At 70.9% G+C, this 26941-nt stretch carries 25 protein-coding genes; 11 read left to right on the plus strand and 14 right to left on the minus strand.

Going from position 1 to position 26941, the window contains the following annotated elements; genetic code table 11:
* Window positions 1-145: 145 nt before the first annotated feature.
* A complete protein-coding gene (locus BM290_RS16385) occupies window positions 146-1294 on the plus strand; it encodes a sensor histidine kinase (protein ID WP_177319743.1) in 1149 nt (382 codons plus the stop codon).
* The gene (locus BM290_RS16390; protein ID WP_093614858.1) at window positions 1291-1944 is read left to right on the plus strand and encodes a response regulator; all 654 of its coding nucleotides are present in this window, start codon (window positions 1291-1293) and stop codon (window positions 1942-1944) included. The genes BM290_RS16385 and BM290_RS16390 overlap by 4 nt, the downstream gene beginning before the upstream one ends.
* Window positions 1945-1949: 5 nt before the next feature.
* Here the strand turns inward: BM290_RS16390 and BM290_RS50660 are convergent, their stop codons facing one another.
* The gene (locus BM290_RS50660) at window positions 1950-2078 is read right to left on the minus strand and encodes a hypothetical protein (protein ID WP_275413202.1); all 129 of its coding nucleotides are present in this window, start codon (window positions 2076-2078) and stop codon (window positions 1950-1952) included.
* A 17-nt stretch (window positions 2079-2095) separates the two neighbouring features.
* Here BM290_RS50660 and BM290_RS16395 point away from each other — a divergent pair, with 17 nt between their 5' ends.
* A complete protein-coding gene (locus BM290_RS16395; protein WP_093614860.1) occupies window positions 2096-2812 on the plus strand; it encodes a hypothetical protein in 717 nt (238 codons plus the stop codon).
* 64 nt (window positions 2813-2876) lie between these two features.
* Here BM290_RS16395 and BM290_RS16400 read toward each other — a convergent pair whose 3' ends face one another.
* Together BM290_RS16400 and BM290_RS16405 are read right to left on the minus strand one after the other, a co-directional pair.
* On the minus strand, window positions 2877-3665 hold the full coding sequence (locus BM290_RS16400) for an ElyC/SanA/YdcF family protein (protein WP_239143437.1): 789 nt from the start codon (window positions 3663-3665) through the stop codon (window positions 2877-2879).
* A gap of 65 nt (window positions 3666-3730) precedes the next feature.
* Window positions 3731-4354, minus strand: a complete 624-nt coding sequence (locus BM290_RS16405; protein ID WP_177319744.1) for a TetR/AcrR family transcriptional regulator — start codon at window positions 4352-4354, stop codon at window positions 3731-3733.
* A 73-nt stretch (window positions 4355-4427) separates the two neighbouring features.
* Here BM290_RS16405 and BM290_RS16410 point away from each other — a divergent pair, with 73 nt between their 5' ends.
* From BM290_RS16410 to BM290_RS16420, 3 genes are all read left to right on the plus strand, one after another.
* Window positions 4428-5900, plus strand: a complete 1473-nt coding sequence (locus tag BM290_RS16410) for an MFS transporter (protein ID WP_093614866.1) — start codon at window positions 4428-4430, stop codon at window positions 5898-5900.
* A 40-nt stretch (window positions 5901-5940) separates the two neighbouring features.
* The gene (locus tag BM290_RS16415; RefSeq protein ID WP_093614868.1) at window positions 5941-8985 is read left to right on the plus strand and encodes a bifunctional cytochrome P450/NADPH--P450 reductase; all 3045 of its coding nucleotides are present in this window, start codon (window positions 5941-5943) and stop codon (window positions 8983-8985) included.
* A 303-nt stretch (window positions 8986-9288) separates the two neighbouring features.
* The gene (locus tag BM290_RS16420; protein WP_093614870.1) at window positions 9289-12660 is read left to right on the plus strand and encodes a 3-keto-alpha-glucoside-1,2-lyase-like domain-containing protein; all 3372 of its coding nucleotides are present in this window, start codon (window positions 9289-9291) and stop codon (window positions 12658-12660) included.
* Window positions 12661-12830: 170 nt separating this feature from the next.
* Here BM290_RS16420 and BM290_RS16425 read toward each other — a convergent pair whose 3' ends face one another.
* Window positions 12831-13622 carry an aminotransferase class IV gene (locus BM290_RS16425; RefSeq protein ID WP_177319745.1) on the minus strand — a complete coding sequence of 264 codons (792 nt, stop codon included), beginning with the start codon at window positions 13620-13622 and terminating at the stop codon, window positions 12831-12833.
* Window positions 13623-13766: 144 nt separating this feature from the next.
* Here BM290_RS16425 and BM290_RS16430 point away from each other — a divergent pair, with 144 nt between their 5' ends.
* Entirely contained in the window at window positions 13767-14138 is a 372-nt protein-coding gene (locus tag BM290_RS16430; RefSeq protein ID WP_093614874.1) for a PadR family transcriptional regulator, read from the plus strand.
* Window positions 14135-15502, plus strand: a complete 1368-nt coding sequence (locus BM290_RS16435) for a permease prefix domain 1-containing protein (protein WP_093614876.1) — start codon at window positions 14135-14137, stop codon at window positions 15500-15502. The genes BM290_RS16430 and BM290_RS16435 overlap by 4 nt, the downstream gene beginning before the upstream one ends.
* A gap of 52 nt (window positions 15503-15554) precedes the next feature.
* Here BM290_RS16435 and BM290_RS16440 read toward each other — a convergent pair whose 3' ends face one another.
* Together BM290_RS16440 and BM290_RS16445 are read right to left on the minus strand one after the other, a co-directional pair.
* The gene (locus BM290_RS16440; RefSeq protein WP_093614878.1) at window positions 15555-16370 is read right to left on the minus strand and encodes a DUF6209 family protein; all 816 of its coding nucleotides are present in this window, start codon (window positions 16368-16370) and stop codon (window positions 15555-15557) included.
* A 163-nt stretch (window positions 16371-16533) separates the two neighbouring features.
* Window positions 16534-17376, minus strand: a complete 843-nt coding sequence (locus tag BM290_RS16445) for a helix-turn-helix transcriptional regulator (protein ID WP_093614880.1) — start codon at window positions 17374-17376, stop codon at window positions 16534-16536.
* A 58-nt stretch (window positions 17377-17434) separates the two neighbouring features.
* Between BM290_RS16445 and BM290_RS16450 the strand changes: the two genes are divergently transcribed.
* Complete coding sequence (locus BM290_RS16450) at window positions 17435-17812, plus strand: VOC family protein (protein WP_093615704.1); 378 nt, start codon at window positions 17435-17437, stop codon at window positions 17810-17812.
* 8 nt (window positions 17813-17820) lie between these two features.
* Here the strand turns inward: BM290_RS16450 and BM290_RS16455 are convergent, their stop codons facing one another.
* The gene (locus BM290_RS16455; protein ID WP_093614882.1) at window positions 17821-18804 is read right to left on the minus strand and encodes a TY-Chap domain-containing protein; all 984 of its coding nucleotides are present in this window, start codon (window positions 18802-18804) and stop codon (window positions 17821-17823) included.
* A 79-nt stretch (window positions 18805-18883) separates the two neighbouring features.
* Between BM290_RS16455 and BM290_RS16460 the strand changes: the two genes are divergently transcribed.
* Window positions 18884-20650 carry an ankyrin repeat domain-containing protein gene (locus tag BM290_RS16460; RefSeq protein WP_093614884.1) on the plus strand — a complete coding sequence of 589 codons (1767 nt, stop codon included), beginning with the start codon at window positions 18884-18886 and terminating at the stop codon, window positions 20648-20650.
* Window positions 20651-20744: 94 nt separating this feature from the next.
* On the opposite strand, the gene BM290_RS16465 is transcribed toward BM290_RS16460, so the two are convergent.
* Genes BM290_RS16465 through BM290_RS16475 form a run of 3 tightly spaced genes read right to left on the minus strand, consistent with a single transcriptional unit; the run spans window position 20745 to window position 23358 of the window.
* Complete coding sequence (locus BM290_RS16465; protein WP_093614886.1) at window positions 20745-21395, minus strand: response regulator; 651 nt, start codon at window positions 21393-21395, stop codon at window positions 20745-20747.
* Window positions 21392-22510, minus strand: a complete 1119-nt coding sequence (locus BM290_RS16470) for a sensor histidine kinase (RefSeq protein WP_093614888.1) — start codon at window positions 22508-22510, stop codon at window positions 21392-21394. The genes BM290_RS16465 and BM290_RS16470 overlap by 4 nt, the downstream gene beginning before the upstream one ends.
* Window positions 22507-23358: a CPBP family intramembrane glutamic endopeptidase gene (locus BM290_RS16475; protein ID WP_093614890.1), complete on the minus strand. Its 852-nt coding sequence runs from the start codon at window positions 23356-23358 to the stop codon at window positions 22507-22509. The genes BM290_RS16470 and BM290_RS16475 overlap by 4 nt, the downstream gene beginning before the upstream one ends.
* 234 nt (window positions 23359-23592) lie before the next feature.
* On the opposite strand from BM290_RS16475, the gene BM290_RS16480 reads away from it, so the two are divergent.
* Window positions 23593-24159 (plus strand): hypothetical protein, encoded by a 567-nt coding sequence (locus BM290_RS16480; RefSeq protein WP_143133769.1) that lies wholly within the window; start codon window positions 23593-23595, stop codon window positions 24157-24159.
* 128 nt (window positions 24160-24287) lie between these two features.
* Here the strand turns inward: BM290_RS16480 and BM290_RS16485 are convergent, their stop codons facing one another.
* The 4 genes from BM290_RS16485 to BM290_RS16495 form a co-directional block, all read right to left on the minus strand.
* Entirely contained in the window at window positions 24288-24686 is a 399-nt protein-coding gene (locus BM290_RS16485; RefSeq protein WP_093614893.1) for a hypothetical protein, read from the minus strand.
* 65 nt (window positions 24687-24751) lie between these two features.
* A complete protein-coding gene (locus BM290_RS16490; protein ID WP_177319746.1) occupies window positions 24752-25696 on the minus strand; it encodes a serine hydrolase domain-containing protein in 945 nt (314 codons plus the stop codon).
* A 163-nt stretch (window positions 25697-25859) separates the two neighbouring features.
* Complete coding sequence (locus BM290_RS50665; protein ID WP_275413204.1) at window positions 25860-25985, minus strand: hypothetical protein; 126 nt, start codon at window positions 25983-25985, stop codon at window positions 25860-25862.
* A gap of 47 nt (window positions 25986-26032) precedes the next feature.
* The gene (locus BM290_RS16495; RefSeq protein ID WP_143133770.1) at window positions 26033-26833 is read right to left on the minus strand and encodes a hypothetical protein; all 801 of its coding nucleotides are present in this window, start codon (window positions 26831-26833) and stop codon (window positions 26033-26035) included.
* Window positions 26834-26941: the final 108 nt, after the last annotated feature.

A 26941-nucleotide genomic window follows, 5' to 3' on the forward strand; every position in this document is an offset into this window, starting at 1 on the left:
ACGATGCCCAGCTTCCCGCCGGCCGGTGGTCCGGCACATCGGCGCAAGGTCGGCGACGCGGCCCCACCAAAGACGCAGCCGCCTTGCCGGCATCGTCGACGAAAGTCGCAGTGGCCGGGCGACCGGCGTTGCCTACGCTGCGTCCATGCGGATACGACCTTCGCCCGGGCCCGAGCTCGTCGACGCCGGGCTGGTGCTGGCGTGCCTGGTGCTGAGCCTCCTGGCGGTCAAGACGCCGTGGTCGCCGTTGCCGTGGCCGGTCGTGGCGGCGGCCGGGGTGCTGGGCAGCGCTGCCATGTGGCGTCGCCGCCGGTGGCCGGTGGCCGCCGCGGTGGCCGGGGCGGTCGCGTTCGCGCTGGGCGGCAACCCCGGTCCGCTGCTGATCGGCCTCTACAGCGGCGCCCGCTACGCCTCCCGTCGCCACGCGTGGCTGTGCGGGATCGCCGGATGGGCCGGTTTCGTGGGCTGGTCCTGGTTCGACTCGGGGAAGCTGACCGTCGACAACATCGTCTTCCCGCCGCTGGGCATCGCCCTGGTGGCCCTGGCGGGGGTCAATCTCGCCACCCGCGACGCTCTGCTGGTGTCGCTACGGGAGCAGGGCCGCCGTGCGGAGGCCGAGCAGTCGCTGCGTGACGAGCAGGCGCGCGCCGCCGAACGCACCCGCATCGCCCGGGAGATGCACGACGTGCTGGCCCACAAGATGTCGCTGATCGCCCTGTACGCCGGCGCGCTCGAACTGCAGACCACGGCTGATCCGAAGCTGCGCGACGGCACGGTGCTGATCCGGACCACGGCCCGGGAGGCGCTCGTCGAGCTGCGGGAGGTGCTGGGTGTGCTGCGCGCCGACGTGGCGCCAGCAGCGGCATCGGCATCGGCATCGGCGGATGACACCGGGGCCGGGCAGTTCCCGGACCTGGGCGCGCTGGTCGGGGCGTCCCGCCGCGCCGGGCATCCGGTCGAGCTGCGCGATGAGGTCGGTGACCTGCCGGCCGCCACCGCCCGGGTCGTGTACCGCGTCGTCCAGGAAGGGCTGACCAACGCCCACAAGCACGCGCCCGAAGCGCCGACGACCGTGTCGGTGGGCCGCACCGAGGACGGCGGTGTCGCCGTGGCCGTCCACAATCGGGCGGGCGCCGCGCCGATGGATCTGCCCGGCTCCGGGTCGGGGCTGGTGGGCCTGGCCGAGCGGATCCGGCTGGTCGGCGGGACCCTGCGCAGTGGCCCGGTCCCCGGGGACGGCTGGCAGCTGTCCGCCGTCGTACCCTGGCTGGACCCCCGACCGGAGGTTTCATGATCTCGGTACTGCTCGTCGACGACGAGGCGCTGATCCGGGCCGGGCTGCGGATGATCCTGGAGACGACCGACGATCTGAGCGTCGTCGGCGAGGCCGAGGACGGGCACGCGGCGGTGGCGGCCGTCGACCGGCACCGGCCCGACGTCGTCCTGATGGACATCCGGATGCCACGGCTCGACGGGATCGCCGCGACCGCGCAGATCCGGACCAGGCCGCAGCCGCCGTCGGTGATCGTGCTGACGACCTTCAACACCGACGAGGACGTGTTCCGGGCACTCGGGGCGGGCGCCACCGGCTTCCTGCTGAAGGACACGCCGCCGGCGGATCTGCTGCGGGCGGTGCGCCTCGCCGTCTCCGGCGACGCCATGCTGTCGCCGAGCGTGACCCGCCAGGTGATCCACCGCCTCACCGCGGAGGACCGGTCGCGGACCCGGGTCGAGGCCCTCGGCAAGCTCGGACCGCTGACCGATCGGGAGCGGGAAGTGCTCGTCCAGATCGGGCTCGGCCACGCCAACGCCGTCATCGCCCGCACCCTGCACATGAGCGAGGCCACGGTGAAGAGCCACATCACCCGCCTGTTCGAGAAGCTCGCGGCCACCAACCGGGTCCAGTTGGCCATCGCCGCGTTCCGTGCCGGCCTGGTCGAATAGCCGCCTCAACCGGTCACGCCTCGTTCGGAGACCCGGACCCGGATGGCGTCGCTGATCGGGCGGACGGCCTCGACGCCCTGGCCGGCGGGCGCCCGGTCCTCGGAGGGCGGCGGCTGCCCCCGCGAGACGGCCACGACTAACCTCTGTGGACATGAGCTTCGCGGGGAGAATCAGACCGGTCATCGACCGGGTCTATGTCGGGGCCCGGGCCGCCGGCCGGGATCGTGTGCTCGCCGTCTATGCCCGCCACGGGCTGCGGCCCGGCTTCGAGAGCAGCTTCTACTTCGGTCTGCTGGCCCGGCCGATGACGGCGGAGGCCTTCGCGGCGGCGACCACCTATCTGGGCGGGGACATGTCCGCCGAGTTGGAGCAGGGCATCGCGGTGGTCGACTCCGCCGGCACGTGGCGGCTCACCGACCGCGGGCGCGACATCGCTCTGGGCGTGCAACTGGCGATCGGCGAAGCCGCTGCCGAGCGATGGACTCCCGGACCTCCGCTGGACGCCATGCTCCCCGGACCGGCCGCGTTGCCTCGCCTCGTCGACCTGGTGGGGCGCCTGCTGGAGGCCGGGCACGCCACCGGTGGCCCGGCTTTCACTGCGATGGCTCCGGTGTCCGAGCCGGAGGGCGCGTCCGCGGCCGTGCGCCTGACGAGCCGGCTGGGCGCGCTGCGGCACCATCGCGGGGATGCCCATCGCGCCGCCTGGCAGGGCGCGGGTTTGACGCTGGAGCAGCTCCGGGCACTGCCCGAGGGCCCACAGCGGCGGGCCGTCGAGGCCGAGACCGACCGTCGTGACGAGCCGCTCTACCAGGTCCTCGATGATGAGGAGAGGATCGAGCTGCTGGCCGGGCTCGGCGCCCTGCCCTGACATGACGTGACCGACGACTCCGCCGCCGACCGGCTGCTCACCGACGACGTGCCGGCCATCTGCGTCATGTGCGGCCCTCGGCGTCCGCCCACCGCTGATCGGCGGGGCGGGGCGCTCCCACGCCCGCCTCGCGCAGCGACGCCCACGCTCGCCGGACCGCGGCCGGCACCGGCACGTGGGCGATGAAACCGCGCCCGGCCGGCCCGTAGCCGCCGGGGTCATCGGTGAGGCGAGGGATCTCCCCCATCAGCAGGGAGACATACCGGTCCAGCGGCCACATGCCCTCCGGCGGTGACCGGAAGCCGAGCCTGCCGTCGATCAGGTCGACGGGCGTGCGGTGAGCGGCGAAGTTCACGATCCGCGCGGCCGGGGCGGACAACCGGAAGCCGGCGTCCATGCGCCGCTGCATCGAGGCGTCCTGGATCAGCAGGATCCGCCGGTGGGGGACGCCCTTCGCGGCGAGCAGCGCCAGAGCGTTACGGACGTTGTTGCCGCAGTTCGTCGACTCCTGCTCCAGGAAGGTGGCGTGAACGCCGTACCTCTCCCGCAGGTAACGATCGAAGAGGGCGGCCTCGGTCAGGTCCGCGACGTCGTGCCACCCCATCCGGCGCCGCATCGCGGTGCGCAGGACATCGGTGGAGTGGCCCTGACCGCCGACGATCAGGAAGCAGGCGGCGAGATCGTCGGCGACGGCCCGGGCGAACAGGTCACCGCCCGCCAGGATGCTGCCGCCGAAGAGGATGGCGACGTCCAGGTCGCCACCGACGGCGTCGCGGGTCAGCGCGCCGACATCACGCTGAGCGCAGAAGTCGACGAGAGTGTTGAGATCCGCGACGACGCCGGCTCCGATCACGGATCCGAGCATAGGCCGGCGGCGGCGCCCACCCGGCCTGGGCTTCCTCGTCGTTCTCGACGATCTCAGGCACGGACGAGGGTGGCGAGGAGGCCCGCGAACTGGTCCAGGCTCGCACGGGCACGGGCGTCGTCGCGGTGGGAGAGCCACGACCAGGTCACCCCGTTGAGGGTGGCCAGGAGCAGGTCGGCGAGGACTCCCTCCTCGCGCAGGTAGGTGAGGCCCGCCTCCTTGGCGAGACGGCTGATGTAGCCGGTCGCCTTCTCCACCGACTCCCGGTGCTCGATCTGGGGAAGGTCCTGCAGCTCCGGATCGCGCAGCGCGACCGTGCCGAGCTCGTAGAGCACCAGTTGGGCGCCCGGGTCGGCTTCGACCTGCGACCAGTACGCGGACAGCAACGTGCGGACGTTCTCCTCGGGGCTCGCGTCGGGCCGGATCTCGGGCCAGGCGTCGTCGAGGTCGATCTCCCGGTCGCTGGCCAGCACGGCCGCATACAGGTCTTTCTTGGTGTGGAAGCAGTAGTGGAACGCGCCGTGCGGCATGCCGGCCTCGGCGCAGATCGCCCGGGTGGTGGCCGCCGCGATGCCGTCGCGTTTCATCACCCGCAGCGCTGCCGCGACCAGTTGGCGGCGGCGCTCGTCCGCGCTGATGTTGCGGCGGGCGGCTTTCACGCCCGTGCTGTCTCCCATGGGAAGGGATCCTAACATTGGCCACAGGACTTGGTCACTTGACCAAGTCCTGTGGCCAAGTTAGCGTTCGCCCATGCTCAACCACCCCGTTGCACGTCAACGATGGGCGCTGGCCGCGCTGACCCTCCCGGTACTGCTGCTCAGCGTCGACCTCACCGTGCTGTCGATGGCCCTGCCCCATCTGAGCGGCGACCTGACGCCGACCGGCACCCAACTGCTCTGGATCATCGACATCTACGGGGTGTTCCTGGCCGGCCTGCTGATCCCGATGGGCTCCCTGGGCGACCGGATCGGCCGGCGCCGGCTGCTGCTGATCGGCGGGGCGGCGTTCGGGGCGGCCTCGATCCTGGCCGCCTTCGCACCGACCGCCGAGGTCCTGATCGCCGCCCGGGCACTGCTGGGCATCGGCGGCGCCACCCTGATGCCGTCGACCCTGTCGCTGATCCGCACGATCTTCCGGCGCCCGGCACCACGGCGGCGAGCACTGGCGGTGTGGATGGCGGCCTACGCCGGCGGTGCGGGGCTGGGACCGGTGATCGGCGGGCTGCTGCTGGAGCACTTCTGGTGGGGCTCGGTCTTCCTCATCAACGTACCGATCATGGCGTTGTTGCTGATCCTCGGACCACTGGTGCTGCCGGAGGCCAGGGACCCGGCGCCGGGCCGGTTCGACGTCCCCTCGGTGCTGCTGCTCATCACCGCCGTCCTGGTGACGGTCTTCGGGTTCAAGAGCGGCACCGTCGTGCTCCTGCTCGCCGGCGCCGCCGTCGCCGTGGTCTTCACGGTCCGCCAGCGACGGCTGGCCACACCACTGATCGACGTGGCCCTGTTCCGGTCGCTGCCGTTCACGACAGCCGTGCTGTCCAACATCGCCGGTGTGTTCGCCCTGACCGGAGTGCTCTACTTCTACCCGCAGTACGTGCAGACCGTGCTCGGCCGGACCCCGTTCGAAGCCGGCCTGTGGTCGATCCCCATCGCCGCCGGCGCCGTCATCGGGGCTCTGCTCGCCCCGCGGATCGCCCGCCGCCTGCCGACGGGAGTCGTCATCGGCCTCGGCCTGACCGCCGCAGCCGTCGGGTACCTGCTGCTCAGCCTCCTCGGCGTCAATGCAGCCATGATCCTCACCTTCGTTGCCGGGGCGCTGCTCGGCGCCGGCGCGGGACTGTCCGACACGCTGACCAACGACGTCATCCTCGGCACCGCCCCGGTCGACAAGGCGGGCGCCGCGGCCGGCATCAGCGAGACCGCCTACCACCTGGGCGCGGTGATGGGCACCGCGATCCTGGGCACCGTCGGCGCCCGTCTCTACGCGAGCAACGTGCTGGCCGGCCTGCCCGCGGGAACACCGGCCGACGTCGCCACCACGGCCTCCCAGACCGTCGGAGCCGCGAGCCGCCTCGCCGGCCCGTTTCGCGCGATCGCCAACGACGCGTTCGTCGACGCGATGTCACGCACCTTCCTGACCGGCGCGGCCGTCGTCGGCGTCGCCGGCCTCGCCGCGGCCCTCGTCCTCCGCCATCACCGGCCGGCTCCGTCCGCCGACCACTGACCACCGGCCACCGACCACCGACCACCGAGAAGGAGATCCCATGAGCAAGCCCGGCATCCCCGGCCCGACACCGCTGCCGATCGTCGGCAACCTGTTCGAGCTGATCGGCGCGGCGCACGAGACCAGCGCCGACTTCGCCGAGGCCTACCACGCGAGGTACGGCGGGGTCTTCGCCCTCGACGTCGGCGGCAAACGCATGATCTTCGCCTCCCACCACGCGCTCGTGACCGAGATGTGCACCGACCCGCGCTGGTCCAAGGCCGTCCACGACCCCCTCGAGCAGCTACGCGACCTCGGCGGCGACGGACTGTTCACGGCCTACAACGACGAGCCGAACTGGGGCCGGGCACACCGGCTGCTGATGCCGGCGTTCGGCACCGCGGCGATCAAGGACTACTTCCCGCAGATGCTCGACATCGCGGAACAGATGATGCTGCGCTGGGAACGGTTCGGCCCCGGCCACGACATCGACGTGGCCGACGACATGACCCGGCTGACACTGGACACCATCGCGCTGTGCGCCTTCGACACCCGCTTCAACTCGTTCTACGCGGAACGGCACCACCCGTTCGTCGGCGCGATGGTCCGCGCCCTGGTCGAAGCGGGCGCCCGCGGCGACCGGCTGCCCGGCGTCCAGCCGTTCCTGGTCGGCGCCAACCGGCAGTACCGGGAGGACATCGCGCTGATGCACCGCCTCGCCGACGACATCGTCACCGCACGCATCGCCAAGCCGCCCGCACAACGGCCCGGCGACCTGCTCGAACGCATGCTCACCGCGGCCGACCCGCTCACCGGTGAACGCCTGTCCGAGGAGAACATCCGCTACCAGCTGGCGACGTTCCTCATCGCCGGACACGAGACCACGTCGGGGCTGCTGTCCTTCGCCACCCACCTGCTGCTGGCCCATCCCGAGGTGATGACCCGCGCCCGGCACCGGGTCGACGCGGTGCTCGGGGACCGTACCCCCGCGTTCGAAGATCTTGCGCAGTTGGGTTTTCTCGGGCAGATCCTGCGCGAGACGCTGCGTCTCTATCCGACCGCGCCCGGCTTCGCGCTCACCCCGGACGAGGCGACGACCCTCGGCGGCTACCCGGTCGAGGCCGGTGAGCACGTCCTGGTGATGCTGCCGGTGCTGCACCGCGACCCGGCGGTGTGGACCGAACCGGACAGGTTCGACCCGGACCGGTTCGCGCCGGACCGGATGGGTGAGATCCCGGAGTACGCCTGGATGCCGTTCGGGCACGGCGCCCGCGCCTGCATCGGCCGGCCCTTCGCCCTGCAGGAGGCCACCCTGGTGCTGGCCATGATGCTGCAACGCTTCGACCTCGCCCTGGCCGACCCCGGCTACCGCATGACCGTCAGCGAAACCCTCACCCTCAAACCCAAGGGCCTGATCATCCGTACGGCGGCCCGGCGCCCCGCCGCCACCCTGCAACCGGCGACGGCGCCCGGTGCGGCAACGGCTCCGCCCGGCGGCGACACCCACGGCACCCCGCTGCTGGTGCTCTACGGCTCCAACGGCGGCAGCAGCGAAAGCCTCGCCCGGACCATCGCCGCCGACGGCAGGACCCGCGGCTGGACCACCAGGACGGCCCCGCTCGACGAGCACGCGCACACGCTGCCGACCACCGGCCCCGTGATCATCGTCAGCTCCTCCTACAACGGCACTCCCCCGGACAACGCGAAACGCTTCACCGACTGGCTCACCCACGACCGGCCCGACCTGACCGGGGTCGGCTACCTCGTACTGGGCTGCGGAAGCCTGGACTGGCCCACCACCTACCAGCGCATCCCGACGATCCTCGACGAGGCCATGCACGACGCGGGCGCCCGGCGGTTGCGCGAGCGCGGCGCCGTCGACGCCCGCACCGACTTCTTCGGCGAGTTCGAGCGCTGGTATCAGAACCTCTGGGCAGACCTCGCCGCGACCTACGACCTGCCGCTCGTGGAAGCCGGCGGCCCCCGGTATCGCGTCGGCATCTCCGCCGCCGGCACGCCCGCCGCAACCGCCGTCGTCCTGGAGAACCGCGAACTGGTCAGGGGATCGTCGGCCGGCTCGAAACGCCACCTGGAGCTGCGCCTGCCCGACGGCTGGAGCTACCGCACCGGCGACTACCTGTCGGTGCTGCCGCAGAACCATCCGAGCCTGGTCACCCGCATGATCACCCGCCTGGGCCTGACCGCCGGCCACCTTGTCACGATCGAGTCCGACACCCCGGCCGGACGCATCCCCACCGGCACGCCGACCAGGATCGACGACCTGCTCACCCGGTACGTCGACCTGTCCGCGCCGGCCACCGCCGGTGTGATCGGCCGGCTGGCGCGGACCACCACGTGCCCGCCGGAACGCGCGGAGCTGGAACGCCTGGCCGGTGCGGACCGGGAACGCCCGGCCGGTGACGGCAGGCGGCTGTCGCTGCTGGACCTGCTGGAGATGTTCGCCTCCTGCCAGGTCGATCTGGCGTGGGTGCTGGAGACGCTGCCGGAGCCGCGGATGCGCCAGTACTCGATCAGCTCGGCCGCCGAGGTCCAGCCCGAGGCCGCGCTCACCGTCTCGGTCGTCCACCACGGCGCCGCATCCACCTATCTGCGGCACGTCCTGCCCGGTGACCGGCTCACCGTCGCCCTGGCGTCGCCCTCGGAGACCTTCCGGCCACCCGCCGACACCTCCGTCCCGGTCGTCATGGTCGCCGCCGGCTCGGGCATCGCCCCGTTCCGCGCGTTCATCCACGCCCGCATGGCCGCCGAGTCTCCCGGTGAGACGGTGCTGTTCTTCGGATGCCGGCACCCCGACACCGACGACCTCTACGCCGACGAGTTCGCCCGGTACGTCGCGGCGGGCCGCCTGACGGTGTATCGCGCGTACTCCCGGCAGCCCGACGGCGACATCCGCCACGTCCATCACCGGCTCCGGCAGCAGGCTCGCCTCGTGCTCGAACTGGCCGGCCGCGGCGCGCACCTCTACGTCTGCGGCGACGTCCGCGGCATGGGCCCGGCCGTCGAGAGCACGCTGCGCGACATCGGACCGGCCCGCTGGCTCGACGACCTCACCGCCGCCGGCCGCTACGCCACCGACCTGTTCTGACAGTGCCCTTCGCCCGCGCCGCCGACCCGTCGTGGCGCGCCATCGGCGCCGGCTTGATCAACGCGGTCGAGGGCCTCTACCGGCCTCCGGCCTGAGGTTGCCGCCCCGGCTTCTGGAAAGAACGTTCACAGTCGACACTTTTCGATGTCTTGTCAAGCGTTCGGATCATGGAAGTCGGGGCGGAAGCCCTACTTTCGCAGGGGGCGATGAAAGTTCCGTCCGGACACATTGAACATCTGGACCGGCAAGCGAAACGAGTCCTACGGTGACGCGCACCACACCTCCATCCCCTGAGGAGTACGGATGCCCGTACGGCCGTACCGGAAGATCCTCTCTTTGGTCCTGACCTTCGGCCTGACCACGGCGACCGGCGTGCTCACCGGCCCACCCGCCCACGCCGCGCCACCCCCGCAGGAACCGGGCGTGACACTGCGGGTCTTCGACGTGCAGACCGCCCTGGACAAGCTCTGCACCCTGAAGCCCGCCCAGACCCCGAACATCGACAAGCTGATGCCGACGGTCGCCTGGACCGGCGGCGACTTCGGCATCGAGGACCGCTTCGTCGCCCAGGTGCTCGGCAACGTGACGGTCCCGGCCGCCGGCGCCTACACCTTCCGGCTGACCAGCGACGACGGCTCCCGCCTGACCGTCGCCGACAACCTGGTGATCAACCACGACGGCCTGCACGGCGCGACGGCCAAGGAGGGCACGATCACCCTGGCCGCCGGCATCCACCCGCTGCGCATCGACTACTTCGAACGCGACGGCGGCCAGACGCTCACCCTGGAGTGGCGGACGCCGGGCGCCGGCGCCTTCACCGTGGTGCCGAACTCGGCGCTGAGCACCGACGCCGGCGTCGTCCGGGTGACCGCGCCCGGCCGCAAGGAGTGCGAGGCCGTCGGCGACAGCCCCGGTGACGGCCTGCCGCTGACCGGGGTGCACCCCAGCTACGACCTGACCAACCTGCGGCCCGGCTCCTTCCAGCCCAAGGTCACCGGCATGGACTGGTTCCCCGACGGCCGGCTCGCCGTGCTGACCTGGGGCGGCTCGGACGACTCGGGCACGTCGTCGGCGGGCGAGGTCTACATCCTCGGCAACGCGACCGGCAGCACCGGCCCCGGCACCGTGACGACCAAGAAGGTCGCGGGCGGGCTCAAGGAGCCGATGGGCCTCAAGATCGTCGACGGCGTGATCTACGTGTCCGAGAAGGCCCGGCTGACCCGGCTCGTCGACACCACCGGCGACGGGGTGACCGATCAATACCAGACGGTCGCGACCTGGCCGTACGGCGGCAACTTCCACGAGTTCGCGTTCGGCCTGCTCTACGACGCCCCGAACTTCTACCTCAACCTGTCGGTGTCGATCAACCTGGGCGGCAACACCACCAACCCGCAGCCCGCCGCCAACCGCGGCACCACCATCAAGGTCAACAAGGACACCGGCGCGGTCTCGTACGTCGCCGGCGGCCTGCGCACCCCGCACGGCATCGGCTGGGGCCCGGAGAACGGCCTGTTCGTCACCGACAACCAGGGCGGCTGGCTGCCCTCGTCGAAACTGCTGCACATCAAGCAGGACCGGTTCTTCAACCACTACACGACCCCGCCCGGCCCGTTCGACGCCAAACCGGTGACCGCGCCGGTGCTGTGGATGCCGCAGAACGAGATCGCCAACTCCCCCAGCACACCGGTGCTCGTCAAGGACGGCGTCTTCGCGGGGCAGATGCTGATCGGCGACGTCACCTACGGCGGCATCCAGCGCGCTTACCTGGAGAAGGTCAACGGCGAGTACCAGGGCGCGCTGTTCCGGCTCACCCAGGGCCTCGAAGCGGGCATCGCGGAACTCAGCTTGGGACCCGACGGGGCGATCTACGCCGGCGGGCTCGGCGCGGGCGGCAACTGGGGACAGACCGGCAAGCTGACGTACGGCCTGCAGAAGCTCAGCCCCAACGGCAAGAGCACCTTCGACATCCTCGCCATGCGCGCGAAGAACGGCGGCTTCGAACTCGAATACACCAAACCGCTGTCCACCGAGACGGCCAACGCGCTGGCCACCCGCTACACCGTCAAGCAGTGGCGTTACCAGCCCACCGCCACCTACGGCGGGCCGAAGGTCGACGAGCAGACGCTCAACGTCACGGCGGCCACCCTGTCGTCCGACCGCAAGAAGGTCACGCTCGCCATCGACGGTCTCCAGGCGGGGCACGTGGTGTACGTACGATCGCCGCGCCCCTTCTCCGCCGACACCGGCGAGTCGCTCTGGAGCACCGAGGCATGGTACACCCTCAACTCGCTGACCAGCGGCCGGCCGCCGATCGCGACCACGTACCAGGCGGAGCACGCGGGCCTCTCCGGCACCGCGGGCGTGGCCAGCGAGCACGCCGGATACACCGGCTCCGGGTTCGTGGCCGGTTACGGCACCGCCGGCGCGACCACCACGTTCACCGTCAACGTCGCCTCGGCCGGCGCCTACGACGTGGCGCTGCGCTACGCCAACGGCCCCAACCCCTTCACCGGCACGAAGAAGATCAGTGTGTACGCCAACGGCGTCAAGATCGGACAGACCAGCCTCGCCGACACCGGCGCCTGGGCGAACTGGGCCACCAAGTCCGAGAGCATCCCGCTCAACGCCGGCGCCAACACCATCGCTTACCGGTACGACACCGGCGACGACGGCAACGTCAACCTCGACGCCATCACCATCGGCGGCAGCGGTGGCCCGATCGTCGGCATCGCCGGCAAGTGCGTGGACGTCGACAACGCCGGAACCGCCGACGGCACCAAGATCCAGCTCTGGACGTGCAACAACAGCAGCGCCCAGAGCTGGAGCCGGGTCGGCAGCACCTTCCGTGCCCTCGGCAAGTGCCTGGACATCGACAACGGCGGCACCACCAACGGCACCAAGGTGCAGCTGTGGACCTGCAACGGCTCCGCGGCCCAGGTGTGGCAGCCGCAACCCAACGGCTCGATCCTGAACCCGCAGTCCGGCAAGGTCCTCGACGCCGCCACCGCCAGCTCCGCCGACGGCACCCAGATCCACATCTGGGAGTACGTGGGCGGCGCCAACCAGCACTGGACGATCCCCGGCTCCGGCTCGGCCGTCCTGTTCGACGGCGACGACCTCAACTCCTGGCAGAAGACCGACGGCACCGCGGCGACGTGGCCACTGTCCGGCGGCTCGGCGGAAGCCCTCGGCGGCGACATCCGTACCCGGCAGAGTTTCACCGACTTCAAGCTGCACGTCGAATGGTGGGAACCCACCCTGCCGTCCGACGTGACCGGCCAGCAGCGCGGCAACAGCGGCATCTACCTGCAGGACCGTTACGAACTGCAGGTCCTCGACTCGTACGGCGACACCACCCTCGCCAACGACGAGGCCGGAAGCATCTACCAGAAGAAGGCGCCGGACAGCAACGCCGCCCGGGCGCCCGAGACGTGGCAGACCTACGACATCACCTTCCGGGCGGCCCGTTACAACAGCGCGGGCGCCAAGACCGAGAACGCCCGCGTGACCGTCGTCTGGAACGGCGTCACGGTCCACAACAACGTCGCCATCGACGGCCCCACCGGCGGCGGCGCGGCCGAGGCCGCCACCCCGGGTCCCATCCGCCTGCAGGACCACGGCGACGCGGGCGCCAACGTCCGCTACCGCAACATCCGCATCGAACCCCTCGCCTAGCGCACAGCCAGACGTCCGGTACGCAACCCGCCCGGTCAGAGGACGCACCGACACCAAGACCTCGTCGTGGGGTCCGATCAGTTTCCCCACCAGAAACGACACCACGACGAGGTCGGTGCCCGATCCGACGGTAACGGCCCCTTCGACCAGGACCGGGGCCGGCCAGATGCTCAGATGTCGTCGAAGGGAACCGACTCCCACGCCTCCCGCAACAGCGACACCAGCTTGTCAGTGGCGGGAAACGGGACGCCGTCGATGTCGGCCAGGGGCTGAGCGGGGCAGATCGAGTTGACGGCCGCCGCGCCGGTCAGCAGCGGCAACTCGATCGCGTCGACGGGGCGCAGGGTCCACGGTGTCCCGTTCATGCTCAGCGCCAATTGCAGCAGCACCATGGTCACGCCCTTGAGCATCGGCGCCTCCGGCCAGATCACCCGGTCGCCGTCGAAGAACGCCACGTTCCACGTCGTGCCCTCGCTGACCAGGTTGCCCGCGCCGACGAAGAGCGCGTCGTCGTAACCCGCCAGGCGAGCACGGCGCGCGGCGTACGTCGATCCCATCGTCGCCGTGCTCTTCTGCGCCGGCCAGTCCCGCTGATAGTGGTCGAGCCGGACGTGACGTGGCCGTGTGGGTGCGTCGTCGACCGGATCGTTCACCGAGACCAGGATGTCCGGCGCCGCCTCGCCGGTGACCGGTGGGAGGAAACCGACCCGCACCGAGGCGTCCCTCTCGTTGCCGAGCGCGTGCCGGATGAGGCCGAGCAGCCGCTGCTCGTCGTCGATGCCCATCCGGTAGTCGAAGAACTCCTCGTTGCCGTCGGACAGCCGGGCCAGGTGCAGTGCGAGACCGCGTACCGCCCGGTCACGCACCTGCATCGAGGTGAAGTGCCCGTAGTTGCCGGTCGCCAGCCGCTGGATGTCGGCGATGTCCGACGGCACCCGGCCGTTCAGCTCGATGTTCAACACGCCGTTCAGCGTAGGGCCCCATCCGCGCTCACCGCTGAGGCAGGATCACCGGGTCCCGAGGCGGCAGGCCCGGTTGTTGCCTCCGTCTATACCTAGATCTACTATGCATTGCACTTCTAGGTATGAACGGAGGCGGGTACCGCCATGCGGGTCGCCAAAGATCTGGTCGCCGCGTCAGCCACGCCGATCGTGCTCGGCATTCTGGCGGACGGCGACAACTACGGCTACGCCATCCTGCAGCGCATCAACGAGGTGTCCGGTGGCGAGCTGGACTGGACCGAGGGCTTCCTCTATCCCCTGCTGCACCGTCTCGAACGGCTCGGCCACGTCGAGTCGGACTGGCGGGCGGCGACCGGCGAACGCCGGCGCAAGTACTACCGGCTGACCGAGCAGGGCCTCGCCGAACTGGCCGAGCAACGCCGCCAGTGGGCGACCGTGGTCGAGGCACTCAAGCAGATCTGGCCCGGCGCCGGCGACTTCAGCCCGCTGATGATCCCCCGAGAGGGCACCGCATGACCGTGACGAACGATCCGGACGAGCTGGAGGCACAGTTCGCGCAGTGGCGGCAGTACGTTCGCCGCCGCCCCGAGTTGAGCGAGAGCGACGCCGACGAGCTCGAGGACCACCTGCGCGGCTCGGTCGACCAGCTCACCGCTCTGGGCCTGCACAGCGACGAGGCGTTCCTCGTCGCCGTGAAACGGATGGGTGGCCTCGACGAGCTGTCGCGCGAGTTCGCCCGGGAGCACTCCGAGCGGCTGTGGAAGCAGCTGGTCCTCACCGGCGACTCCGGGCCGCGGAGCCGGTCCCGGCACGACCTGGTCGTCATGCTGGTCTGCGCGATCGGCGCCGCCGTCTCGATCAAGATTCCCGAGCTGTTCGGGCACGACGTCGACTTCGACGAGGACGGCTTCTACAGCCTCAACTACTCGCTGTTCGCCCTGCCCTGGCTGGCCGGTTTCCTGCTGTGGCGGCGGCGCGCCACCCGGCTGGTGTGCGCGGTCGTGGCCGCGTTGTTCCTGGTCGGCGCCGCCGCGGCGAACCTCTACCCGGTGCGCACCGAATCGCAGTCGATCGATGTGATCGCGAGCCACCTGCCGATCGCGCTGTGGTTCGTCGTCGGCGTGGCCTACGTCTCCGATGGTCTGCGATCGGCCCGGCGCCGGATGGACTTCATCCGATTCACCGGGGAGTGGTTCGTCTACCTCACCCTCATCGGGCTGGGCGGCGGCGTGCTGATCGCCTTCGCGGTCGGGGCGTTCAACGCCATCGACATCTACATCGACGACATCGTCGACGAGTGGCTGCTGCCGTGCGGCCTGGTCGCCGGGGTGGTGGTCGCCGGCTGGCTGGTCGAGGCCAAGCAGGGCGTCATCGAGAACATCGCACCGGTCCTGACCCGGCTGTTCACGCCACTGTTCACCATCGGCCTGCTGTCCTTCCTGGTCACCATCGGCTGGAACGGCCGGCGCATCGACGTCAACCGGGGCAACCTGGTGATCTTCGACCTGCTCCTGGTGCTGGTGCTGGGCCTGCTGCTGTACTCGATGTCGGCCCGGGACCCACTGGCCCCGGCCGGCAGGTTCGACGTCATGCAGCTGGTGCTGGTGGCCGCCGCCCTGGTGATGGACGCGCTGGTGCTGTTCACGATGACGGGCCGGATCGCCCAGTACGGCAGCACGCCGAACAACATGACAGCGCTCGGCGCGAACATCGTGCTGCTGGTCAACCTGATCTGGACGGCCTGGCTGCTGCTGCGTTTCGTGCGGCGCCGGCAGCCGTTCGCGGTGATCGAGCGCTGGCAGACCACGTACCTCCCGGTCTACGCCGGATGGATGTGGATCGTCGTCCTGATCCTGCCCCCGGTCTTCGCCTTCCGCTGACGCGGCGGCCGGGGTGGGCGGCGACGCTGCGGCCCACCCCGGCGCCGGGAGATCAGGAGACGGGGTACGGGTAGTTGGCGCCGAAGTCGGAGTCGTAGGCCGTACATCCACTGTGCCGGCCGGTCACCCGGAACCACAGCTCCACCCGGCCGGTGCCCGGCGCGATGTCGACGATCGTGGGGACGGACTCTCCGTCGGGCCCGGTCACTGCCTGCGACTGCGCCGGCCCGCCGTCGAAGCGGGAGAACACATCGATGCGCCAGGCGGGTACGCCGTCGTAGGTCTCCCGGCACTGCGGCAGGCGAGCCGGGTCGTAACGGACGACGAGGCCACGCCCGGCACGGATCGGCCCGCTGACCGTCTCCGACCAGTCGGCGCGGAACGTCACGACCGGGGGCTGCTCGATCGCGTAGTGGTAGTTGGCCCCGTACCGCGAGTCGTACTCGCTGCAACCGGCCCGGTCGCCGGCGTGAAACCAGAGCTCCAGGTCGTGGGCGCCGAGCGGCAGGTCGATGCGGGCGGGCGCCTTGACGTTGTGCCGGTTCTCGTCGAGCCGCGTGACCTGCTGGACGCTGATCGGCCCGCCGTCGACGCGATAGTGCACGCCGATGCTCCAGGCGTCGCCGCCCGCGTACCGGCTGCGGCACTTCGGGAGCCGCTCCAGGTCGAAGTCGACCAGGACGGGCCGGCCGGCTTCGAGGACGCCGTCGACGCGCTCACTGCCGTCGGCGGCGAAGTGCAGCACGGGACCCGGCTCGGCACTGGCGGCCACGGCCGGCGCCGGCCGGGCGGCCATGCTCAGGAGGAGGATGCCGGCGATGACTGCCAGGGCGCGCCGGCTCGGAATGATCCCAGGGTTGCGATGCATCGCTTCCTTCTCACCGATCGCTGTGAAGGTGCCGCACTTGCCACGGCACTCTCCACGACCCTGCAAGTTCTTCCAGAATCAGTCAACCAAAGTCATCGCTCTACGTGTTCACATACACCCTCGAAATGGCCGGCCGAAGCGATTCGATACAGGCCAGACGTGTTCAAAGTTGGAAAACGTGTTCCCCGTGTGCTTCGTCACGCTCTGAAGTGACCATCGCCATCTCGGGCGAGCACTGCAAGATCTTGCAGGCAGACCGGGCCAGCGGAGCACCAGCGCAGGCGTACACCTGAAGGATTTGCTCGGCGATCCGGCGGATGTGCTCACGGGCCTCGGCGGGGCCGGTGACGGTGATGCCGTTGCCGAACGGCAGGAGCATGCGCACGTCCTCGACGTCGCGACCGGTGACCGTGATGCTCACCTGCCGCGCTCCGGCGGGGCCGCGGATGGTCAGCCGGCGGCCGAGGATGCGTCTCGCTCGGGTGAGCTGGCCGGCGTCGAGGTCGGTGGGCTCGCTCTCCGCGGACCGGCGGTAGCGAATCCGCAGCCGCACACCGCGCCGCAGGTCGCCCACTAGCGCGACCGGCGGCAGCCCCTCGGCGTCCCGGGAGTACCAGGATCGGTTGTCGGTGGTGACGACCGCGCTCAGCGGCAGCACGTCGATGTTCGGCGGGCGTAGGGCCGAATGCATCTTCTGGCGTGCCCGCCGGGTTCCGGCTGCGGCGCCCAGTTGCGCGCGCTGCACGTCGTCGAGGCCGTAGAGCGCGAGATGGTCCCGCTCCTCGGCGGTGAGCCGTGACGTGTCGAGCGAACCGCCGGGCAGCAGTGTCACCCCTCCCCAGCGACCGCGCCGGATCAGCAGGGGGAAACCGGCTTCCTGCAGCCATTGCAGATCCCGCAGGACGGTACGGACCGACACGCCCAGGTACGCCGCCAGGTCCGCTGTCGTCGTGGTCTCCCGGGACTGCAGCGCCAGCAGCAGCGCGAAGAAGCGATCCGCGTTCATCGGATCAGAATTTCAAACACGACGGAATCCGTCAGGTATGACCGGCAGGCTCCGGTGCATGGCTCACTCCGCACACGCGATCCTGTTCATCGTCTACGTCAACGACGCCCCGGCGGCCGCCCGCTTCTACGCGGATCTGCTCGACATCGAACCCACCCTGGAAACCCCCGGGTACGTGTCCTTCGATCTCGGTGGCGGCGCGGGTCTCTCGCTCTGGAGCGGGCGGATCGACGGTCTGACACCGGCGATGCCGCGTACCAGCGAGATCTGTCTCGCGTTGCCGGGCGGGTCCGAGGCGCCGATCGACCGTCAGTTCGAGCGGTGGGCAGCCAAAGGGGTTCGCGTCGTCAGCGAGCCGCGCGACGAAGGATTCGGGCGCACCTTCGTCGTCGCGGATCCCGACGGCAACCTGATCCGGGTCGCTCCCGTCGACTGACCGGACGGTTACAGCTCGCGCAGGTCGCTGGACCGCGCCAACTGCAGGGTGGGTACGTCGAGCACTTCCGGCGCGAGCAGCAGGGGGCCGACGGTGATGGCGGCCTCGGCGTCGACGGTGACCCGGTCGGCCCGCACCACGTCCGGGCGGCCGCTGCGCAGCAGGGCGGTCATGCGTTCGTGCAGGTCGGGGTCGGCAGCCAGCGCGGCCCCGATCGTCTTGTTGCGCTGCAGCAGGTCCCGCACGTAGTGGGCGGAGCCCTGCGAGGCGCGAACCCAGGGCCCGGCCGGCTCGGGATGCGGCGGCACGATCCGGCTGCCGGTGCGGCCGGTCGGTCCGACATGAGACCAGACGCGGATGTGCGGGTCGTCGCCGTCGACGTACAGAACCCGGTCGAGGAAGTACTCGCCGGCGTAGTCGGCGGTCGGGCGGTGGTCGGCGGCGCGGGCCGGCACGGCGACCGTGCGGGCGGTCGGATGGTCCTGGGCGATCAGGAAGGTGGCGACCGCCTCGTGCATCGGGATGTCGGCCAGGCGCAGGGCGACGTCGGCCGCGCCGCGCTCGTGTTCGTCGCCGAGGATCGGCAGCACGAAGTTGTCGTGCTCCAGAACGTTGAACGCGCTGACGTCGAGATCGGCGGGCGACTTGATCGCGATGACCTCACGCAGCACGCCGGTGATCAGCCGGGCGGCGGCGTCGAAGAAGTCGCGGTAGGGCCGCCAGTGCAGGTCCTGGGTCCACATCGGGCCGAATCCGCGGCCGGGGCCGCTCCAGCCGGCGGCGGCCAGCGTCTCACGCTGCCGAGCCGTCAGTGGGAGGTCGTCGTTGTCGCTCACCTCGACGTGGAGGTAGTCGTCGCCGTGATGGACCTGCACGAAGCCGAGTCTGTGCCAGGCGAGGATCGCCGCGTCCTCGACGCAGGCGCGGGCGATGCCCAGCGCCAGGCCCTGCTCGAAGGTGTCCCAGTCGTGCGTGCCGATCGTGTCCCCCATGAGTTGATCATCCCATGGAAGGGGTCGTTCACCGGCGGCAGTGCGGCCGGACGGTGGCCGCCGGGGATAGTTTGTTGCGGTGAGCATCACCGAGGCCGCCGTACGGGGCTGGCGCATCGCCCGCCGCTACGCGGTGCCCGCACCGATGATCGACAGGGCGACCGAGCGCCGCCTCGCCGGCGATTGGCGGGGCGCCTGCTCCGCCGCCGACGTCGCCGTCGACCTCGATCTTTCCGAGATCAACCGCCGCTTCGGTACGGCGGCCGCCGCCCGCATCGAGGAGGATCTCCGGCACTTCGCCCCCGACCTGCTGCGCTGGCACCTGCCCCGCCTGCCGAGCACCGGCAGCACCGCCCTGTCACCCCGGCGCCTGTCGGTCCTCGCCCGCTACGACGACGACCTGGTCCTCGCCGTCGGCAGCCCCCGCACCGGTTACGGCCGTCAGCAACTACGCCTCCTCGTCGCCGCCGAGCCGCTGGAGACAGCCGAGCCGCGGATCGCCGCCCGCTGGAACCTCAACCACCAGCCCTGCACCTGGTATCAGACCGTGGACCGCGATCTGCCCCGCCACCGGTGGGACGTCCGCCACTGCGGCGAGCTGCTGACCTGGCACGGCCTGGAACCGGCACCCCACGACCATCTCATCTGGGACCTGCACGACACCGAGAGCTTCCTGCAGGCGTGGGCGGAACAGGGAGTCGACATCCCGGAGCAGCAGGTGCGAGTCAATCCCCGCCTGGCTCTCGGCTACTGGTACCGGCTGCCGGAGATCGTCCGTGCGGTCCGCGACGCCGCTCCTGGGCGGGTCGGCGTCGACTCGCCGGGCCGGCCCAGCCTGTTGTTCACCCCGGCCGGACAGGGCCGGCTCGCCATGAGCTTTCACTGCTATCCGCCGTACGACGCACACCTCCACCTCGATCGTCTCGACGTGCCGCTGGACGTGCTGCTGATCCAGCTCGGGCTCCTGGACCCGGACCATCTGCACCCGCTGATCCACGCGGCGCTGTTCCCGTCCGCGACGCGGCCTCCGGCCGGGCCACCGCGTCCCGGCCGGCCGGCGACGGACCCGGTGCGGGTGCGCTGCGGCGGCGAGTGGCACGAGGTCCACTGGCAGGACGGGCGGGTCCGGATCCCGCACAGCGAGCAGGAGGAACAGCGGGAGACCGCGCTGGTCGCGTTCGGCGGCAGCCGCAGTGGTTGCTTCGCCGCCAAGACCGCGATGGAGAACGGTCCCGCCGGACGGCCCCGCCGGCGGCGGAACGCCACCGACTTTCCGGATCCCTGGGCGGCCGCCGCCACGCCGTCGAACGCCCCTCCCCCACCGCCACCGCCACCGCCACCGCCCGCCCGCCGTGCCCGGCTGCCGCGGCGGCTGCGCGACCAACGCCGCGAACTGATGCGGCTCGCCCTGCACGGCGACACCGAAGGCGTGGTGTCACTGCTCGACGCCGGTGTCTCCACCCACGTACGCGACCATCGAAGCCGCACCCTGCTCCACTTCATGGCACACCTGCGTGATCTCGCCCTGCTGGCACGGCTGCTCGCCGAAGGCCTCGACATCGAACACGCCGACGTGGCCGGGGTGACCCCGCTGGTCGCCGCCGCTCACGGCATGGGCGACATCGCGGTGATCCGCGCCCTGATCGCGGCCGGCGCCCGCCTGGACGTGGTCTTCGCAACCACCGGCGAGCCGCTCACGGCCTGGCTGGAGAAGGCCCGGCCGGACGTCTACGCCGCGATCAGCGACCTGGAAGACCCCGCGGCCCGCACCGCCCGCCTCGCCTGGAACCAGCAACTGGCCGAGTGGGCACGCGCTCACGACGAGTGGCAGAGCCGCAGCCCCTGAGCTTCGCCCGGATGATCGCGAACGGCGTCGACGCGAATCTCGAGACAGCCGTCGAGGAGCTGGCCGATTTCCCGGCGGCCTGAACTCGGGGCGATCAGCTCACCAGGCCGTTGCGGTAGGCGTAGACGACGGCCTGGACACGGTCTCGCAGGTCGAGTTTGGTGAGGATCCGGGAGACGTACGTCTTGACGGTCTCGTGGCTGATCACCAGGGTCGCCGCGATCTCGGTGTTGGACAGGCCGTTGGCGATCAGGCGCAGCACCTCCAGCTCGCGGGCGCTCAGCGGCGTGTCTCCCGCGGCTCGTTGGGACGGCAGGATCCGGGACGCGTAACGGCCGACCAGCTGGCGGGTCACCTCCGGCGCGAGCAGCGCCGCCCCGGTCGCGACCGTCCGGATGCCGTGCAGCAGGTGCGCCGGTGGCGCGTCCTTGAGCAGGAAACCGCTGGCGCCGGCGCGCAGCGACTCGTACACGTACTCATCGAGGTTGAAGGTCGTCACCACCAGCACCTTGATCGGATGCGGTACGCCGGCGCCGGCCAGCCGGGCGGTGGCCTCGATGCCGTTGAGGCCGGGCATGCGCACGTCCATGACCACCACGTCCGGCGACAGGTCGTGCGCGAGTGCGACAGCGGTGTGGCCGTCCCCGCACTCGCCGGCCACCGCCATGTCCGGCTGGGCGTCGATGATGGTGGCGAACCCGGTCCGGATCAGCGGCTGGTCGTCGCAGACCAGCACCCTGATCATGACGGGATCCGCGCGGTCACCACGAAACCGCCCCCGGCCCGCGGCCCGGCGCTGAAGTCGCCGCCGAGTGTCCGGACACGGTCACGCAGCCCGGTCAGGCCGCGCCCGCTGCCACCGGGCGTATCCGTGGCCGACCCTGATCCGTCCGTACAGATGCGCATGTCCGTCTCCCCCGGCCCGTATCGGACGGTGACGCTGGTCCGGGCGCCGTGGTCGTATTTCAAAGCGTTCGTCAACGCCTCCTGCGCCACCCGGTAGACGGTGGCCGACGCGCCGCCCGCGGTGTCCGGCGAGGCGCCCTGCTCGATCAGCTCCACCGGCTGGCCGGCTCGCCGGGTCCGCTCGACCAGTGCCCGCAGTTCGCCGCCGTGACCGGGATCGAGCAGGTCGAGCACGTGCCGCAGGTCGGTGATCGCCTGCCGTCCGGTGTCCGAGACCGCGGCCAGCGCCTCGTCGAGCCGTTCCGGCGCCGCGGTCAGATAGCGTGCGGCCTCGGCCTGGACCACCATCGCTGTCACGTGATGGGTGACCACGTCGTGCAGTTCCCGGGCGATCCGGGTGCGCTCGGCGACCCGGGTGGCCTCCTCCAGGTGCCGCCGGTGCTCCAGCTCGGCGCGCCGGCTGCGCCGCAGCGTCGCCCCGACCGCCCACATCGCACCGAGGATCACGTAGAACAGCCCGACCGCGTCCGGCCCGAGCTGTCCGATTCCGGCCAGAGCGGCGGCCAGCGCGAGGAAGGCGACGGTAGCGGTGATCACGATGGCCCGCCGGTGCCGTGAGGCGTACAGGCCGGCGCTGATCAGGGCTATCGCCAGGGCGATGCCGCCCAGGGTGTTGTAGCCGCACAGCTGGTCGGCGGCGAACCCGGCGAACACCAGCGCGAGGGTCACCGTCGGCCGGGTGCGGCGCAGCGCCAGCGGCAGGCACTCGACGACGATGATCAGCACACCCCAGGCGTCGAACGGCCGGGCCGGCACCGCCTCGGCGAGCCGGGTGCCGTGCCGGTGCCAGTCCGGAACCAGCGCCAGCGCCGTCAGCAGCAGCGCGAAGGGAAGGTCCTGGACCGCGACGTCGTAGCGGCGCCACCGGTCCCGCAGGCCGGCGAAGTCGATCACCCCGCGATCCTAGACGGCCGGGAAGAGACGAACTCCACGGTACGGGCGGAGCGCCGCATCGGCACCAGATGACCGCGGCGACGGGCGAGCCACAGGAACACCGCCGTCACCAGGACGCCCGCGATCAGGGTGAACACACTCGCCTCCGGCCCGAACTGCCCGCCGCTGACCAGGGTGTTGCCGGTCGACTCCGACTCCAGGATGCCGCGCCGCAGCCCGTTGCCGGAGACCGTCGAGCTGAAGATCGCCGACTGGGCGTAGTTCCACCCGAAATGCAGGCCGATCGGCAGCCACAGGGTACGGCTGGCGATGTACGCCGCGGTCAGCATGCCTCCGCCGGCGATCGCCACACACAGCGCGCCCCACCAGGTGGCGTCCGGGTTGAGCATGTGCACACCACCGAACACCAGCGCCGACACCGCGAACGCCGGCCAGGTGCCGGTCAGTTTCTCCAGGTGCCGGAACAGCACACCGCGATAGAGCAGCTCCTCGGTCGTCGCGGCTCCGGCCATGAACCCGATCAGCCCCACCGCGTCGATCGGGCTGTCACTGACGCCGGTGACCCGGTAGCCGCCGTTGAAGGCGATGTCACCGATCACCACCGCGAAGATCGCCACCCCCAACAGCACACCCCGGATCAAACCCGAGGCAGCGGTACGGCCGGAAGCCTCGGTGACCTGCCGTTTCTCCGTGGCCCGCACCACCCCGTGGTAGACGAGCGTGGCGATCACCGCGGCCACCACCCCGACCGCCAGTGACAGCCAGGCGTTGCCGTCGACGAGGGTGATCGCCTGCCCGGCCAGCGCCGACACCGCCAGCACCGCGACGAGCTGAAGTACAAACCGCATGCCACACCTTCCGTAGGCCTCGCGACACCCCGCCGCGACTGCGGAGAAACCTACGGAGATGTACGCCGGAAAATGTCCCCGTACAGCGGACACTTTTCCTGTAGCTCGCCCGAGCTACAGGACGTGCCTCGCCCTCGTGTTGTCCGAACCTCGATTGTCCGATCCGCACCGTGGTGGCAAGACAATTCGCCGGTTGTTAGGCAGGGGGTCCACACCGACAACGGGAGGACTCGCATGCGTCGATGGGACATTCCGAGACGGGCGGCGCTCGCCGTGGCCACGGTTTTCACCGTGCTGCTGACGGCGGTCTCGCCGGCCGTGGCGGGCGATGATCCGGGGAAGAGGAACAGCGCCCGGGCCGCCGCCACGTTCTGCGACGGCTGGCACCGGCTCGACCATGGGGTCAGCGGCAGCCACGCCGTGGTCGAGCCGGGTGCGCCCTGGCACGTCCGCCTGGGTGGCGACACCGACGGCTACCAGAACTTCATGTTCTGCGACTACGGTTACAACGCGGGCGCCGGAAAGCGGAAGGTCGCCTTCTACTCCAACGCCTCGAAGCAGTATCTGACCTGGCGCAACGGCGAGGTCGTGGCCAGCGGCACGGAGCCGGACGGCCCGGACTACTGGTGGGTGTGCGCGCTGGACACGACCTGGGTGGAGATCAGTTACTTCACGCGGGACGCGTACCTGACCCGCAACTCCGCCAACTACCTGACCACCGTGAGCGGCCCGCCGGGCGGCGAGGTGCTGTGGCAGCGCTACCAGTTCGGCCCGATCAGCGACATCCTGCCCTACTGCTGACAAGCGTCGGTGCCCGGAGCAAGGCAGCCGGAGGACGATTCGACGGTCACTTCACTTTCGCCGGAATTCGTTCTCCGGTGTCACACCGGCGGTCCCCTTCCGGGATGGACCGCCGGTGTGACACCGGATCAGGCCGGCTGGTCATCGTCGTCGACGACCTTGGCGGCGAGCGTCGAGGCGAGCGCCACCATCCGGCGGATCGTCGGCTCGTCGGCGTCGCGCACCTCGATCACGTCCCGGTCGTGGAAGAACGGTATCGGCCGGCCGGACGTATGGCCGCTCCAGCATGCGACCGGCGGGCAGGTGATCCAGCGGGCGCCGGAGGGCAGCGTCGCCTCGATCCGCGTCATCATCTCGAAGTCCGGTTGCGCCGCAACCGCCTGCGCCCACTCCTCGGCCCGGATCGGCGCCCGCGCGTTCATGCCGCTCGCCCACGTTCCGCGGGTGAGGAAGCGCTGGTTCCACTCGAAGGCCTCCGGCCCGCGTTCCCCGTCGACGACCTGCTCGCCGTCCCACTCGTACACCACTGTCGAACCAACTGATCGCCCGGGTGATGTGCAGTTCGTAGCCCATATCGGTGATCCTGGCAGGCTCAGCGGGCGATCAGCTCGTCGATCAGGCTGTCGGCGAGCCTCTGGGTACGGGCCTCCGCATGGTCCAACGCGATCACGACCATGCCGGCGCGCTGTGCGGGCAGCCGGGCGATCTGGGCGCTCAGACCCGCCCACACGCCGCCGTGGCGGTGCACCGGGTGACCGGCCCGGGTCAGGACGTCGATGCCCCAGCCGTACGGGAGGGGCGTGCCGTCGTCGAGCCGGCCCGCGGTGTGCAGCAGGCCGGAGACACCCAGCTCGTCGTTCGCCAGAGCCTCGTTCCAGCGCATCAGATCGGCCGCCGTCGACCAGACGCCGCAGTCGCCCAGCGACAGCGGTGCCGGGGAGCCCGGCTCGGTCGGCGTGGCCCCCGGCGGGAACGGTGCCGGACCGGGCCAGTAGCGGGTGGCGGCCATGCCGAGTGGCTCGAACAGACGCGAGCGCGCGAAGTCGGGGAACGGCTCGCCGGCGACCCGTTCGACGATGACCGACAGGCAGGTGTAGCCCGGGTTGCGGTAGCTGAAGGTGGTTCCCGGCGTGCTCTCCAGGGTCTCGTGCCCGCGCAGCTCGGCCAGCACGCCGGGGACGGTCCGGTGCCGCCCGGCCTCCTTGAGCGCGAAGAACTCGCCGGCCTCGGGCAGCCCGCCGGTGTGGTGGATCAGGTGCCGCACGCGGACGGTGGCCGCCCAGCCGGGAAGCTCGGGGATCCACTCGGCCAGCGGCGACTCGACGTCGAGCTTCCCCTGCCGTACGAGCAGCGCCACGCACGCGGCCGTGATCTGCTTCGACACCGACGCCACGCAGGCCGTCGTGAATCGCTCGCCGTGGCTCACATACACCGGCGGCGCGTCCCCGTGCCGCAGACCGACCACGACCCGGTCGCCGTCGCCGTACCCCGCCGACTCGATGAGAGCGGCGGCCCGCTCGCGAAGCCCTCGATCCACCGGCCCAGTATCGGGAGCCGCCGCCACCGGGTACATCGAATTCTGCCGGCCCTCGACCTCGGGCCGCAGCGAGGTCTCGCTTGTGGCGGTTACCGAGCCGCGAACCAGGCCCGCCTGGACCCGGTTGCACCGGTGCCGGGCGCGGCCGGCTCTGCGGCGGCGGTCAGGGCCGCCGATCGCCCTCCGGGTCCCACCAGCGGCCTTCGAACCCGTAGTAGATTCCCGCAGCCCCATAGGCGGGCTCCTCGTGATACTCGAGGGCTTTGCCGACGATCCACATACGAGGCATTTCTCCACCCGCGCTGTCCGGTTCAGACCAGTGGCGGTTGACACGCGCTACCGCCTCGGTCCGGGAGATGCCGGCAGCGGCGGGCCGGAGGTGACGAAACGGCCCGGCGCCGGAAGCTCGCGGCAGAGCTTCTCCGGGAAGGCGGGAGCGGCCTTGACCACGTCCGCGCACCCGCCGTCCCTGGTACGGGTGACGAGCCGCCAGCCGGTGTCCGCCGGACTCAGGAAGTAACGCCAGACCGCCGTGTCGACCGTGCAACCCGCCCGGGGCTGAGCGCCGCACGCCGTCGGATCGTCGGGCACCGTCATGACCAGCCAGTCCTCGTCGCAGGACTCGACGGTGCCCGGCGAATGGCGGGAGACGTCCAGCCCACGCACGACCGCCCGGGTCCACGTGTCGTCGCAGTGGTCGGCCGGCGGTTTGCAGCCGAGCTCGTTGTCGCACTGCACGTAGACGCCGTCCCGCAGCGTCCACACCTTCTGGCTGAAGTTGATGTTCCGGTCGCCGATCGCGGTCTTCGAGGTCAGCTTCACGTCGACCGTCTCGTACTCCGGGCAGTCCCCGTGCTGCGCCGCCGAGTCACCGACGATGTCCGCGAAGATCGTCCCGTTCTCCTCGGTCACGTTGGTGAGCCGCACATTCCGTGCGCAGACGTCCTTCCCGGCGGGCAGCTGGACGTGCGCGGTCACCTCCGTGGCGCCCGGACCGGGAGTCAGCCCGCTCACATCCGCCGCGAACGTGTGCCACTCCGGCGCGGCGCTCATCTCGGCCTCCGGCCGGGCGCCCGGCTCGGCACAGCCGCCCAGGGCAGCGACCACCAGACAGAGACCGACGGCTATCTGACGCATGACGGGCATTCTGCCCCAGACATCGCTTTCCTGCCGTACCTGCCCGGCCGTAGAACCCGGCTGGCCCTCCCTGGTGTCCAGCGCCGCCGCCGGTGTCCGAGGTCACGG

The organism is Actinoplanes philippinensis (assembly GCF_900113015.1).
Taxonomy (GTDB): domain Bacteria; phylum Actinomycetota; class Actinomycetes; order Mycobacteriales; family Micromonosporaceae; genus Actinoplanes; species Actinoplanes philippinensis.

Excerpts from the sequence above, each read along its gene's own strand:
- BM290_RS16415 (WP_093614868.1), top strand. The coding sequence starts at position 5,941 with ATGAGCAAGCCCGGCATCCCCGGCCCGACACCGCTGCCGATCGTCGGC.
- BM290_RS16430 (WP_093614874.1), top strand. The coding sequence starts at position 13,767 with ATGCGGGTCGCCAAAGATCTGGTCGCCGCGTCAGCCACGCCGATCGTG.
- BM290_RS16390 (WP_093614858.1), top strand. The coding sequence starts at position 1,291 with ATGATCTCGGTACTGCTCGTCGACGACGAGGCGCTGATCCGGGCCGGG.
- BM290_RS16455 (WP_093614882.1), bottom strand. The coding sequence starts at position 18,804 with ATGGGGGACACGATCGGCACGCACGACTGGGACACCTTCGAGCAGGGC.
- BM290_RS16450 (WP_093615704.1), top strand. The coding sequence starts at position 17,435 with ATGGCTCACTCCGCACACGCGATCCTGTTCATCGTCTACGTCAACGAC.
- BM290_RS16480 (WP_143133769.1), top strand. The coding sequence starts at position 23,593 with ATGCGTCGATGGGACATTCCGAGACGGGCGGCGCTCGCCGTGGCCACG.
- BM290_RS16410 (WP_093614866.1), top strand. The coding sequence starts at position 4,428 with ATGCTCAACCACCCCGTTGCACGTCAACGATGGGCGCTGGCCGCGCTG.
- BM290_RS16420 (WP_093614870.1), top strand. The coding sequence starts at position 9,289 with ATGCCCGTACGGCCGTACCGGAAGATCCTCTCTTTGGTCCTGACCTTC.
- BM290_RS16385 (WP_177319743.1), top strand. The coding sequence starts at position 146 with ATGCGGATACGACCTTCGCCCGGGCCCGAGCTCGTCGACGCCGGGCTG.
- BM290_RS16395 (WP_093614860.1), top strand. The coding sequence starts at position 2,096 with ATGAGCTTCGCGGGGAGAATCAGACCGGTCATCGACCGGGTCTATGTC.
- BM290_RS16405 (WP_177319744.1), bottom strand. The coding sequence starts at position 4,354 with ATGGGAGACAGCACGGGCGTGAAAGCCGCCCGCCGCAACATCAGCGCG.
- BM290_RS16495 (WP_143133770.1), bottom strand. The coding sequence starts at position 26,833 with ATGCGTCAGATAGCCGTCGGTCTCTGTCTGGTGGTCGCTGCCCTGGGC.
- BM290_RS16440 (WP_093614878.1), bottom strand. The coding sequence starts at position 16,370 with ATGCATCGCAACCCTGGGATCATTCCGAGCCGGCGCGCCCTGGCAGTC.
- BM290_RS16475 (WP_093614890.1), bottom strand. The coding sequence starts at position 23,358 with ATGCGGTTTGTACTTCAGCTCGTCGCGGTGCTGGCGGTGTCGGCGCTG.
- BM290_RS16465 (WP_093614886.1), bottom strand. The coding sequence starts at position 21,395 with ATGATCAGGGTGCTGGTCTGCGACGACCAGCCGCTGATCCGGACCGGG.
- BM290_RS50665 (WP_275413204.1), bottom strand. The coding sequence starts at position 25,985 with ATGCCTCGTATGTGGATCGTCGGCAAAGCCCTCGAGTATCACGAGGAG.
- BM290_RS16445 (WP_093614880.1), bottom strand. The coding sequence starts at position 17,376 with ATGAACGCGGATCGCTTCTTCGCGCTGCTGCTGGCGCTGCAGTCCCGG.
- BM290_RS16435 (WP_093614876.1), top strand. The coding sequence starts at position 14,135 with ATGACCGTGACGAACGATCCGGACGAGCTGGAGGCACAGTTCGCGCAG.